Origin of the sequence: Bacillus sp. AG4(2022) (assembly GCF_031844465.1) — a bacterium.
In the GTDB taxonomy this organism is placed as follows: domain Bacteria; phylum Bacillota; class Bacilli; order Bacillales; family Cytobacillaceae; genus Bacillus_AB; species Bacillus_AB infantis.
On record NZ_JAUZVH010000004.1, the window covers coordinates 241,591 to 254,047 of the forward strand.

Here is a 12,457-nt window from a genome sequence, read left to right on the forward strand (position 1 = left end):
AGCTGATGGATTCATTGCTGAACAGTTTAATGACGGAATTGAGGAGGGGGACATTGACGCTTGCGGTGCTCAGCCAGCTGGATACGCCCCAATACGGCTATTCGCTGGTGCAAAGGCTGGAAGCGGGCGGCATTGCGATTGAGCAGAGCACCCTGTACCCGCTCCTGAGAAGACTGGAAAAGCAGGAGCTTGTCACAAGCAGCTGGGATACGAGCGAAAGCAGGCCGCGCCGCTACTATGTGCTGAGTGATTACGGTACAGAGGTTTACAAAGAGCTGAAAAAAGAGTGGGAGCGGAGCACACAGGACCTTCGCGGCCTGCTGAAAGGGGATGGAAAGGATGAACCTGATTGAGCTTTACATCCAGGAGGTGGTGCGCCGCCTTCCGGAAGGCAAGCGGGAGGATATTGGACTGGAGCTGCGTTCGACAATCGAGGATATGCTTCCGGATGATTTTGAAGAGAAAGATATAAAAGAAGTGCTCATAAAGCTGGGCAGCCCGGCACGGCTGGCAGCGAATTACATGGAACGGCCCATGCACCTGATCGGCCCTCGGTATTTCGATGTTTACGTGCATCTCATCAAGCTGATTCTGCCCATCGCTGCTGTTATCGCATTCCTTGCAAATGCAGCTGTTGAAATTATGGCCCGTCACACTGGCGAATCTGCGCTCGATATTATTCTCGCTGTCTTTGGAACTGGCATTTGGGGGATGCTCGGCGCAGGCATCCAAACGCTATTCTGGCTGACACTGGTGTTTGCCGTCATCGAACGGACAGACAAAGGAAATAATCAGGAGCCGGTAACAGACAGTCTGCAAAAATGGACTCCTAATGACCTTAAAAACGTCCCCCAGATCAGCAGGGAAAAAAGGATTCCGAAGCATGAGCCGATCGCAAGCCTGATCATGACCATTATTTTCGCCGCCCTCTATTTCAATGCTGATAGGATCATCGGACTGTATGAACAAGGCGGTGCCGGACTGGAATTCAGGATACCGGTATTCCAGCAGGATATCCTGCTGTCCTATTGGCCAATTGTAATAGCTGCCGTCATTCTGGAGCTCGTATTGATTTCGTTTAAATGGATGAAGGGACAGTGGACGAAGGGGATGGCAAACCTGGCAGCTGCCTCACAGGCTGTATCCTTAGCAGCCTTTATCCTGGTCTTCAGCAATGCTTCGGTTTGGAACAAGGGATTTACAGATTATATGGATGGACTCTTCCATGCTTCGCTCCGCCTCGAACACTGGGTTCTCTGGGGCGGCATTGTCTCCATCATCGTCTTTGGTGCGATAGAGGTGTACCACGCCTTCAAAAAATCCCGGATCCGCTGAAAAAGAAAAGCCCGCCATAAAAGGCGGGTTTAAAGCTGTACCGGAATATCGCTCGTCAAGGCATGGGTATTTCCTTCAGTATCCTGAAAAAATGCCATCCATGTCTCGGTGTCTCCCATTTTGGCCACCATATGCGGCTCGCCTGTAAAGCCTGCCCCTTTTTCAGCGAGCTCCCTGTATGACTGCCGGATATCCCCCACCTGGAAATAAAGGACTGAGCTTGGGTGGGCAAACTCTTCCTTTTCCGGCAGGCTCAGCATCAGGCGCTGTCCGCCGCACTCAAAGAACGCCATTGTCTCCATGCTGAATAAGAGGGAAAGGCCCAGTACATCCCGGTAAAACGGGACTGCTCTTTCAATATTTTTGACCGGGATGCCGATTTGGCTGACTTTCTGGATTTGCTGCATTTCTGTCACTCCTTAACTATTCTTCTTCTCTAGCATAGTTGAAAAACCCGCCTCATTCTTGTCCAATCTCACCTTTTTCCGGTGCTGGAGGGGGGACAGCCCTGTATGCTTCCTGAACATTTTGCTGAAGGAGGAGGGGGTCTGGAAACCTACTGCAAAGCTGATATCCGTCATACTCCATTCCTCTTTTTCCAGCATCTCCTTCGCCTTTATGATCCGGAACTCTGCCAGATGCTGATGTGGCGTCCTGCCGAAGAATCCTGTATAGGTGCGGAGCAGGTGGTTAGGTGATAGGCAGGCGATTTTTGAGAGCTCGTCCAAAGAAACCGGGCTTGCATAGCAGGCCCTTATATATTCATAGGCTATCATCAGGCGTTTATAGAGTTCCTCCCGTGTTGAACGCCGCTCGGCTCCGATAGCTGAAAATTCCCTTCTTGCATATGACTGTTCGCGGAGAATCTCCTGCATAAGCGGGTAAAAAAGCTCTTCATAGTCAGCTGGATTTTCCAAAAGCAGCTGTGCTTTCTGCAATCCGGCCAGCTGGCCGTTCAAACCGGCTCCGGGCTGGTATGTCCTCTCAAAGAATCCTTCATCATAGGCAGGACGGAATGGGTCGCTGAGAAGATTATCAGGACTGGCAGTGAGCGACTGCAGCACCTCCCCCGCAAACCCTTTTCGGAAGAATACACAAAACGACTCGACCGGAACTGCCTCCTCAATTGAAAGGGCATAATCTCCCTCATTTAAAAGCAGATAGCGGCCTTCCTCTACAGCGTAAGTTCCCGGGCCTTTTTTATACTGGGCACTGCCGTTTCGGAAGGTTTTGACCGACAGCTGGCCGCTGCCTTCCCAGTAAAATTCATTGCTCCTGGCATGGAGCACATAATTGGAGGTAATATTCATTCTTCTTCCCCGGATAATTTTTCATAAATTCCCATTTTTCTATTATAACCTCTATCTCTTTTTTTAGAGTCTATTATTCCTAAATTTCCTTCTGAAATTCTGAAAATTATACCACCTTTTGAAAAGAGGCGTTATAATATTCCTATTCGCTTAAGCAAGGCTTAGGCTTCGGTCCTTATCCCTATCAATCTACCATTCCAAATAAAAGAGGGTTGTCTGCCATGAGCAAATGGTCAGTGTTTGCCTATACATCTCTAAGCTTCTTTTTTGTCATCAGCTGTACCATGGCTGTTTTCTATGGATATAAAGTGATTGCCCATCATGTTCCCCAGGAATCCGGCAAGCTTGAGGATTACCGCTATCACTTTGTGCTTGTGCCGGAGGAATTGGATAATGAGTACTGGAGGCTTGTTGAAAAAGGGGCCAGGAAAGCTGCGGAGGAAGCGGGCGTTGTCCTCGAATATGCCGGTCCGAATCAGGCCAGCATTGATGAACATCTGGAAACCATTGAAAAGGCAGCTGCCTCTAAAGTTGATGGTATCATCACCCAGGGCCTTAGCGATGAGCAGTTTACGCCGCTTATCAACAAAGTGGTCGAGAAAACCCCTGTTATCACCATTGATACAGATGCAGCCAACAGTGAACGCCTAGCCTATATCGGCACTGATAATTATTATGCCGGCTATCTGGCCGGAAGGGCGCTTGTGAAGGATATGAACGGAAAGGCTGAAGTGGCCATCATCACGGGCAATTTCTATGCAAACCACCAGATCCAGCGGGTAAACGGCTTCAAGGCTGCAGTAGGAAGCGAAAAGAATATCCGGATCATTGATGTGGAAGAGTCGGAGATCAGCAGGGTAAAGGCAGCCGAAAAGGCATACCAGATCTTAAAAGAGCACCCGAATGTAACCGCTTTCTACGGAACCAGTGCCCTTGATGCCATCGGGATCGCCCAGGTGGTTGAAATGATGCAGAAGCAGGGGGACATTTATATCATGGGATTCGACACGCTTCCCGAAACCCTGGATTATATGAAGAATGGCACCATCCAGGGAACGGTCGTCCAGGAGCCGTTCGAGATGGGCTATCAGTCCGTGCGGATGATGATCGACCTGCTTGAAGGCAGGGAGGTTCCGCCCCTTGTCCATACCGACACAAAGATTCTGAGAAAAGCAGACCTGCCGATCAGCAGTCAGGAACAAATCAGGGAGGTCCACTGATATGCTGTTCCGAATAAGGTCAAAGCTGCTCTTATATTTTATTGTCCTCGTTGCCCTCCTGACGTCTGTCGGCCTGTTTTTCTATAAAGCCAGCGAAAAACTGGTCACTGAGTATGACAACAGCTTTGAGAGATTCCTTCTTCTTAACGATATCTCACAGCGGACCGATTTGGTGACAGAGAAGCTGAAGGCCTATATCACAGATAAGGACCATACGTACCTGATTGAATATGAGCAGGAAAAAATAAAGCTTGTGGATGACCAGAAAAGGCTCTATGAGATTATGGGCACTAATGATCTGACGCTCGTTAACTATAAAAACATGATCGACAGCTTCCTGGAGGAAACAGATGCCTCACTGGAAGCCTTTCAGCGGGATGAAATCAACACCTACTCGGGCCATCTGAATGAGGTGCTTAAAATCGGCGGTTTCCTCCAGGAAAATACGCTTGCCCTGTTAAACAATAAATTGACCGACTACCGTTCCTTCTACAGGCAGATGGAGCAGCAGAATCACTATTATAAAATGCTTTCCCTGTCCCTCTTTGCCGCAGCCTTCTTTTTAAGCACGCTGCTCGCCTTCTGGATATCAGGAGGGATTACGAAGCCAATCTCCAAGCTTTCAGAGGCGGCGAGGCAGATTGCAAAAGGGAATCTGGAAGGCGAAGAAATCAAAGTGGCGGCCAAGGATGAACTGAAGCTGCTGACAGATACCTTCAACCAGATGAGGAAAAACCTCAGGACACTGGTCATTGAAATCAAGCAGAAGTCAGAATTGGACAAGCTGCTGAAGGAGCTGGAGCTCAGGAGTCTCCAGAACCAGATCAATCCGCATTTTCTATTCAATACACTGAATACGATATCTAAAATGGCGTATCTGGAGGATGCCGAGGAAACCTCGCGCCTCATTGAATCTGTTGGGGCGCTGCTTCGCTACAACCTGGGGGATCTGGACAAAGCCTCGACTCTCAGGGAAGAGGTCAGGGTGGTAAAGGAGTATTTTTATATCCAGCAGACGCGCTTTGGAGACCGCATCCGTTTTATCACTGACATTGAAGAAGACTGCCTGGACATCGAAATACCGGGGCTGACCCTGCAGCCATTAATAGAAAATGCCTTCATACACGGGGTGGAAGAGTATGAGGAAAATGGGGTCATCCGCCTGGGCATCAACCGCAGAAGTGATGAAATTCTTGTAGAAGTCAGCGATAACGGCCCCGGGATGGACCCGCAAGCCAAAAGAAGGCTCTTGGCCTATGCAGAGGGGCTGGAGGAAACTGTGCCCAAGGAGCAGCCAACCGGACACTCGACAGGCATCGGGGTCAGGAATGTCATGAAGAGGCTGCAGCTGTTTTATCAGAAAATGGATGTCGTGGAAATCGAATCAGCGCCTGGGAAGGGAACTACTTTCAGGCTGGTGATCCCAGCCAGGGCAAAAGGGGGAGAAAAGCTTGCTCAAAGTACTGGTCGTTGATGATGAGGTATTGGAGAGAAAGGCCGTAGCCAAAATGATCCGCAGCTCATTCAATCATGCCGAGGTGGTAGGGGAAGCAGCCAATGGACGGATCGCGATTGAAATGGCAGTAGAGCATGAGCCGGATATTATATTTATGGATATTAAAATGCCGGGTGTGGACGGAATCGAGGCTGTCCGGGAAATCAGGAAAATCAGGCCGGAAACGCGATTCATCATGGTATCTGCTTTTGATACCTTCGAATATGCCAAGAAGGTGATGCAGCAGGGGGTAAAGCAGTATATCCTGAAACCGAGCTCAAAGGCAGATATCACCGCAGCCTTTGAAAGCGCGGCCGGCGAAATCATGGAAGAGCGCAGGAAAAGGGAGGAAGAGCGGAACCTTAAGGAAAACCTTGAAAAAGCAGTATCCATTGCCCAAAAAGAGTGGGTCGCTTCCCTCATGATGAACCAGGTGCAGGACATCACCTTTGAGAGCTGGAGCCGGCTTTTGGGCACTGAAATCCTCTCCGGCTATATCATGCTGTTCAGCTATCAGCCTAAGCCTGGCAGGGAAGCTGCTGAGGACCGGAAAAAAGAGTGGTACAGCTGGCTCAAAGAAACACTCTCCAGCCTGCCTGAGCACCAGGAGGCCATGGTCGGGCCTCTCGTTGACGATCAGGTTCCTGTGTTATTCCTTTGCCAAAAACCGACTGAAAAAATGCATTTCAAATCCAAGTCCCAAACCGTGCTGGATGCTCTTCTTGCCAGATTCTCCAAGAAATTCGGAGAAGCGGAATTCAAGGCAGGAATTGGCCAACCGTACGAGGAGGCGCAGGATCTGACTAAATCCTATCACGAAAGCGTCCTGGCCCTTCAGAAGCTCTTGCAGCTGCCCGGACGGTCTTATTTATTCGGGGAAAAGCAGGGAAAAACGGCCGCAGGAAGCCCGCCGCCTGGCTATAACGCAGAGAAAGATCTGCTGGAAGCGGTGCGCCAGGCAGATGTGAACCATGTCCTGTCAGCCTTTGACCGCTTTATGGTCAGCCATGCTGAGGAAGCACAGGAAACGGCGGACATCCGCAGGTCTCTTCAAGAGCTGTTTGTGCTGGTATCGAGAATGCTCTATGAACTTGGCATTGACTACAGGCAGGTGCCCGACCTCAGCGATTCTGAAGACAGCGCGGTCCTGTTTGAGCAGGGAAAGAATCATCTTCTCCGCATAGTCCGGGATGTGCAGGCATGGCGGAACAGCCATGCCAAAGATATGCTCTATAAAGCAAAGGAATATATCGAAGCCCATTATGCCGAGGCGCTTACCCTTGAGTCGGCTGCTGAACATGTAGACTTGAGCCCGTTCTATTTTTCCAAGCTTTTCAAAGACCGCTTCGGGATGACCTTCATCGATTTTGTCACCGACGTCCGGATCAGGAAGGCAAAGCATTTCCTCAAGGAAGGCTCCCTCAGCCTGAAGGAAATCTGCTACAGCATCGGCTACAAAGATCCCAACTACTTCAGCCGCGTCTTCAAAAAACACACCGGCCTATCGCCAACCGAATACCGCAAGGAAAGCTGAAGGACTCCAAATTTGGGGTCTTTTTTTATAAAAAGGGGAAAAGTGTTTCTCTCCAACAGTGGAACGCAAAAAAGTTTCAAAAACCTGTTGGTTGGAGTGGAAGGCACGTAGACTCCTGCGGGAGATAGCGGAAGAGTTGAGACCCCACAGGAGCTTGCTCCGAGGAGGCTCAACTCCGCCCCGCGGAAAGCGAAGTGCCTGGAACGGAAACCAACTCCCCCTTGACAAGGAACTCCCTTTTTGAAAATTCCTATATAATCAAGATTTCTAATGGGTGAACACGCTTTCACAAAATAATCTAGAAAATCACAATTTAATGCTAGTTATTCCAAATATAAATCTCCTACTCTCCTGCTACTATATTTGTAAGGGCTTACAAACTAAAACCAAAAGGGGATTGGGAAAATGGCGAAAAAGAAAAAAGGTTTGCTTTTATCACTTACGGTTGCATCAAGCATCATGCTGGCTGCTGGCTGCAGCAGCGATTCGACTGGCGGATCAGGGGATTCAGGCAAGGAGGACGGCCTTCCGGCTGTCGGGGCAACAATCTACAAATTTGATGATAACTTTATGTCCTATGTGCGCCGCGCAATGGAGGATTCTGCAAAGGATCAGGCTAACCTGATGCTCAATGACTCCCAAAATGACCAGGCAAAGCAGATCGAACAAGTCGATACACTGATCGCCAAAGGAGCAAAGTCTCTGGCCATCAACCTGGTTGATCCAAAAGCGGCACAGACTGTTATTGATAAAGCAAAAGCAAAGGACCTGCCGGTTATCTTCTTTAACAAAGAGCCGGATGCAGCGGTCATGAATGGTTATGACAGAGCGTACTATGTCGGAACGACTTCTTCCGAATCAGGTGTGATCCAGGGTGAACTGATTGCAAAGCAGTGGGAAGCGAATGAAGCGGCATGGGATAAAAATGGAGACGGCAAAATCCAGTATGTGCTCCTGAAAGGCGAGCCAGGCCACCCGGATGCCGAAGCCCGCACCAAATATGCGATTGACACAGTCAAGGGCATCGGCATTGAAACAGAAGAACTGGCAATGGATACAGGTATGTGGGATGCAACGAAGGCAACCGAAAAAATGGATGCCTGGCTGGCAAAATACAGCGACCAGATTGAATTCGTCATCGCCAACAATGACGGCATGGCACTCGGGGCAATTGCTTCTCTTGAAAAAGCAGGCTATTTCTCCGGAGATAAATTCATGCCTGTCGTAGGCGTCGACGCTATTCCGGAAGCATTGGATATGATCGAAAACGGCAAAATGGTCGGAACGGTCCTGAACGATGCACAGAACCAAGGGAAAGCGACCGTCCAGCTTGCAGTCAACGCTGCAAATGGCAAAGACGTGCTTGACGGAACAGAATGGGAACTTGACGAAGCCAAAGCCGTCCGCGTTCCTTACGTAGAAGTGACGAAAGATAACATTGATGTCGGCAAGAATGCTTACAAGTAAGAACTTCGCCTCAATTTTATGGCAGCAGAACAATAGATAAAAAGAGTTTTTCCAACAATGGGGGGCTTGCTGTGCGGGTCTCTCATTGTTTTCCAAAAAATAGCCGGTCAGATGAAACAGCCATAACAGGCAGTGCCGGCACATGCAGAAGGGCAAGCAAGGAGGTGCACTCATGCCGGAAACAAACGGAGCAGTGCTGCTGGAAATGAAAAATCTAACAAAAAGATTCCCCGGGGTCATCGCCCTGAACAACGTCTCCCTCAAGGTAAGGGCAGGGACAGTGCATGCGCTGATGGGGGAAAATGGAGCAGGCAAATCAACTTTGATGAAATGCCTTTTCGGCATCTATTCAATGGACGAGGGACAGATCCTCCTCGAAGGCCGGGAGGTAGCCTTTGCCAGCTCGAAGCAGGCGCTGGAAAGCGGGGTCTCCATGGTCCACCAGGAGCTCAACCAGGTGCGCCAGCAGAATGTCATGGATAATATCTGGCTTGGCCGCTACCCGAAGAAAGGCATCTTCATTGATGAGAAAAAGATGTATGAAGATACGGCAGCCATTTTTAAAAGCCTGGACATCCGCATCGATCCGTCCAGCAAGGTGAGCTCTCTCTCGGTTTCAGAAATGCAGATGGTTGAGATCGCCAAGGCGGTTTCCTACCAGTCCAAAATCATCGTCATGGACGAACCGACCTCATCACTGACAGAAAAAGAAGTAAATCATTTATTTAAGATCATCAAAAAGCTGCAAAGTGAAAATGTAGCCATTATCTATATATCCCACAAAATGGAGGAAATCCTCCAGATATCCGATGAAGTGACGATCATGCGCGATGGACAGTATATCGCGACAAAGAGCGCCGAGGAGCTGACAACAGATGAAATCATCCGCCTCATGGTCGGACGCGATTTGTCACAGCGGTTCCCGGAAAAGGTGAACAAGCCGGGAGAGGTTATTTTAAAGGTTTCCGGCCTCACAGCGGAGGCAAAGCATTCTTTCTCTGATATCGGCTTCGAACTGAGAAAGGGAGAAATCCTTGGCATCGCCGGGCTGGTCGGCTCAAAGCGGACCGAGGTGGTGGAAGCACTGTTTGGCATGAGGGGCGTGAAGTCAGGAAAGGTTGAGCTTCACGGGAAGGAAGTCCACAACCATTCCCCGCAGCATGCCATCAAGAACGGCTTTGCACTCGTTACAGAGGAAAGAAGATCTACCGGCATCTTCCCGGAATTGAGCATCAGCTTCAACTCTATCATTGCCAATCTGAAGAAATACAGGAAAGGCATCTTCCTTTCAGACGGCAAGGTGGCAGAGGATACCAAATGGGTCATAGACAGCATGAATGTCCGGACACCGTCGCAGAAAACATCCATCGGCAGCTTGTCCGGAGGGAACCAGCAGAAGGTCATCATCGGCCGCTGGCTCCTCACAAGGCCTGAAATCCTGCTGTTGGATGAACCGACGCGGGGAATCGATGTCGGAGCCAAATTTGAAATATACCAGCTGATCAGCGAACTGGCGGCAGAAGGCAAGGGGATCATTTTCATCTCATCCGAAATGCCCGAGCTGCTGGGCGTGAGTGACCGGATCATGGTCATGAGCAACGGGAAACTGGCTGGGATACTGGATACTGCAGAAGCCTCACAGGAAGAAATCATGCGGCTCGCTGCGATGTACTAGGAGGAAACACACATGAACAAAGCGGAAAAAAGATTCGATGCAGCCAAATGGCTCGTCGACAATGTCATATATGTCGTACTGGTCCTGCTTGTCATCGGGATCATCATCGCGTCACCTGACTTTCTATCAATCACGAACTTTATCAATATCCTGAGCCAGTCTTCATCCAGGATCATCATTGCGCTCGGGGTAGCAGGCATTCTGATCACTGCAGGGACAGACCTGTCAGCGGGAAGGCTTGTCGGCCTCGCTGCTGTTGTGTCAGCATCAATGCTGCAGGCTTCTGATTATGCTTATAAAATGTATCCGAATCTTGCTGAGCTGCCGATCATCGTGCCGATCCTGATTGCCATGGCGGTCACAGGTCTGTTCGGGGCGCTCAATGGTGTCATTGTTTCCAAGTTCCATGTACCGCCGTTCATTGCCACCCTTGGCATGATGATCGGCGTCTACGGCGTCACTTCGATCTACTTTGACCGCCCGCCATACGGCGCCCAGCCAATCGGCGGACTGAGCCAGAGCTTCACAACATTCGCCCAGAGGGGAATCCCGATCGGCCAGTATGAACTGCCATACCTTGTCATTTATGCTGCTGTTGTTTCCCTCATCATCTGGGTGATTTGGAACAAGACCCAGCTTGGGAAAAATATGTACGCAATCGGCGGAAATCCTGAGGCAGCAAAGGTTTCAGGCGTCAACGTGGCAAGGAATATCATCCTGATCTATCTGATCGCAGGCCTTCTCTATGGCTTCTCCGGCACCCTTGAAGCCGGGCGTGTAGGAAGTGCTACGAATAATACAGGAAATATGTATGAACTCGATGCCATCGCAGCCTGTGTTGTCGGCGGGGTATCTTTATCCGGCGGGATCGGCACCGTGCCGGGCGTCATCACCGGCGTACTGATTTTCCAGATCATCAACTACGGACTCGCTTTCCTTGGCGTCAGCCCTTATATCCAATTCATCGTCAAAGGCGCCATTATCATTGTCGCTGTAGCCTTTGACATGAGAAAGCATGCGAAAAAGAAATAAGCTGCCAAGCTGCGTTTCTCATTTACGCCACCCTGTGCTATACTTGCCAGACATATCCGGCAAAAGGAGCTCAGACCATGAAATTTCTGAAATCGCAAATGAAGCAGCTGGTCAAGCAGAACAAAGAACTGCAGCTGCGTTTAAAAGAGCTCGAAAAAGAGCATATGCTTGAAAAAAACTTCGCTCTAAAAGCCTTGTACCACTCAGAGGTTGCAGACGGGGGAAAATATCAGACTGCTTATCAAGCCTTGGACCTGCCTAAAAAGTAGGTCCTTTTTTTGTGTGCTTAATTTTAAAGGAGTCTTTTCCGATATATTCCAGTTTGGAGATAAGATGAAGGAGGGAAAAGATGTAAAAAACTATACATATATAGTAAAGGGGGAGGCCAATATGAGCCAAATCAAAGTGACTGTCGGGATACCGGTCTACAATTCTGCCAATCATATCAGTACTTGCCTGGAGTCGATCCTGCATCAGTCTATGGAGCAGGAGAGCATTGAAATCATCCTGGTGAATGATGGGTCGACCGACAGCTCCGGAATCGTGCTGGACCGATACGCAAGCTCATATCCCAATATTAAGGTCATCCATCAGGAAAACACTGGAGGGCCTGGAGCACCGCGCAATACAATTATGAAACAAGCCCGCGGAGAGTTTATCTTTTTCGTGGATGCGGATGATTATCTGGGTCCGGAGGCGCTGGAGCGGATGTACAAGATGGGGAATGACAACCATTCTGACATTATTGTAGGAAAATTCACAGGAGTGAATGGGCGATGGGTGGCCAAGTCGATGTTTGCAGCGAATGAGCCGTTCACCAATGTGTATGAATCAAATGTGCTCGAAGCGATCGGCCCTACAAAAATGTTCCGCCGCCGCTTTCTGCTTGATCATGATATCACCTTCCCGGTAGGGATCTGCACAGCAGAGGACCAGCCATTCATGGTAAAGGCCTATGTCCTGGCACGCGGCATTTCAATCGTAGCGGATTATCCATGCTATTATGTGGTCAATCATAAAGATAAGCAGCATGCGAGCGTCATCCAGGTCCAGCCGCGGGACTATTATAAAACGCTTGAAGAATCTGTGAAGGTCATCCACCGCTATGCCGAGAATGAAGAGAAACGGAATCTGTTAAAAGCAAAATATTTAAAGAAAGAGCTGACAACCGGAAGAAGCATCCTGTTTGCCGGCTCTCAAATGGGCCTCGATGAAAAGGTCCGCTGGCTCAGTGAACTGAACCAATTTTTATACAGCTGGGTAGACGAGAAAACAGAAAAGCTTCTGCCGCTCAACATGAGGGCCTTCCTTTTCCTAGTGAAGCGAGGGGATCTGGAGAGGCTGAAGGCTCTCTCCGGCCTGGAGTCAGTCCAGGCTTAGGGTGGAGGG

Annotated in this window: 12 protein-coding genes; 10 read left to right on the forward strand and 2 right to left on the reverse strand. The window is 49.5% G+C overall.

Features of this window, described 5'->3' with window-relative positions; all coding sequences use genetic code 11:
- Window positions 1-5 precede the first annotated feature (5 nt).
- Together Q9R36_RS12930 and Q9R36_RS12935 are read left to right on the forward strand one after the other, a co-directional pair.
- The gene (locus tag Q9R36_RS12930) at window positions 6-353 is read left to right on the forward strand and encodes a PadR family transcriptional regulator (protein ID WP_224901825.1); all 348 of its coding nucleotides are present in this window, start codon (window positions 6-8) and stop codon (window positions 351-353) included.
- Window positions 340-1,335 (forward strand): HAAS signaling domain-containing protein, encoded by a 996-nt coding sequence (locus tag Q9R36_RS12935; RefSeq protein ID WP_311225269.1) that lies wholly within the window; start codon window positions 340-342, stop codon window positions 1,333-1,335. The genes Q9R36_RS12930 and Q9R36_RS12935 overlap by 14 nt, the downstream gene beginning before the upstream one ends.
- Before the next feature lie 29 nt (window positions 1,336-1,364).
- On the opposite strand, the gene Q9R36_RS12940 is transcribed toward Q9R36_RS12935, so the two are convergent.
- Together Q9R36_RS12940 and Q9R36_RS12945 are read right to left on the reverse strand one after the other, a co-directional pair.
- On the reverse strand, window positions 1,365-1,742 hold the full coding sequence (locus tag Q9R36_RS12940; protein WP_311225270.1) for a VOC family protein: 378 nt from the start codon (window positions 1,740-1,742) through the stop codon (window positions 1,365-1,367).
- A gap of 12 nt (window positions 1,743-1,754) precedes the next feature.
- A complete protein-coding gene (locus Q9R36_RS12945) occupies window positions 1,755-2,645 on the reverse strand; it encodes a helix-turn-helix domain-containing protein (RefSeq protein WP_311225271.1) in 891 nt (296 codons plus the stop codon).
- A 221-nt stretch (window positions 2,646-2,866) separates the two neighbouring features.
- On the opposite strand from Q9R36_RS12945, the gene Q9R36_RS12950 reads away from it, so the two are divergent.
- The 8 genes from Q9R36_RS12950 (at window position 2,867) to Q9R36_RS12985 (ending at window position 12,448) form a co-directional block, all read left to right on the forward strand.
- Window positions 2,867-3,865: a sugar-binding protein gene (locus tag Q9R36_RS12950; RefSeq protein WP_311225272.1), complete on the forward strand. Its 999-nt coding sequence runs from the start codon at window positions 2,867-2,869 to the stop codon at window positions 3,863-3,865.
- Window position 3,866: 1 nt separating this feature from the next.
- The gene (locus Q9R36_RS12955) at window positions 3,867-5,339 is read left to right on the forward strand and encodes a sensor histidine kinase (RefSeq protein ID WP_311225273.1); all 1,473 of its coding nucleotides are present in this window, start codon (window positions 3,867-3,869) and stop codon (window positions 5,337-5,339) included.
- The gene (locus Q9R36_RS12960; protein ID WP_311225274.1) at window positions 5,317-6,894 is read left to right on the forward strand and encodes a response regulator; all 1,578 of its coding nucleotides are present in this window, start codon (window positions 5,317-5,319) and stop codon (window positions 6,892-6,894) included. The genes Q9R36_RS12955 and Q9R36_RS12960 overlap by 23 nt, the downstream gene beginning before the upstream one ends.
- Before the next feature lie 405 nt (window positions 6,895-7,299).
- Window positions 7,300-8,361 carry a galactose/glucose ABC transporter substrate-binding protein MglB gene (gene mglB / locus Q9R36_RS12965; RefSeq protein WP_311225275.1) on the forward strand — a complete coding sequence of 354 codons (1,062 nt, stop codon included), beginning with the start codon at window positions 7,300-7,302 and terminating at the stop codon, window positions 8,359-8,361.
- Window positions 8,362-8,533: 172 nt separating this feature from the next.
- Window positions 8,534-10,036 carry a galactose/methyl galactoside ABC transporter ATP-binding protein MglA gene (gene mglA / locus Q9R36_RS12970; RefSeq protein ID WP_224901849.1) on the forward strand — a complete coding sequence of 501 codons (1,503 nt, stop codon included), beginning with the start codon at window positions 8,534-8,536 and terminating at the stop codon, window positions 10,034-10,036.
- Window positions 10,037-10,048: 12 nt separating this feature from the next.
- Window positions 10,049-11,068, forward strand: a complete 1,020-nt coding sequence (gene mglC / locus Q9R36_RS12975; RefSeq protein ID WP_257992780.1) for a galactose/methyl galactoside ABC transporter permease MglC — start codon at window positions 10,049-10,051, stop codon at window positions 11,066-11,068.
- Between the two features lie 77 nt (window positions 11,069-11,145).
- A complete protein-coding gene (locus Q9R36_RS12980; RefSeq protein ID WP_257992779.1) occupies window positions 11,146-11,337 on the forward strand; it encodes a hypothetical protein in 192 nt (63 codons plus the stop codon).
- A gap of 121 nt (window positions 11,338-11,458) precedes the next feature.
- Complete coding sequence (locus tag Q9R36_RS12985) at window positions 11,459-12,448, forward strand: glycosyltransferase family 2 protein (RefSeq protein WP_311225276.1); 990 nt, start codon at window positions 11,459-11,461, stop codon at window positions 12,446-12,448.
- Window positions 12,449-12,457 lie beyond the last annotated feature (9 nt).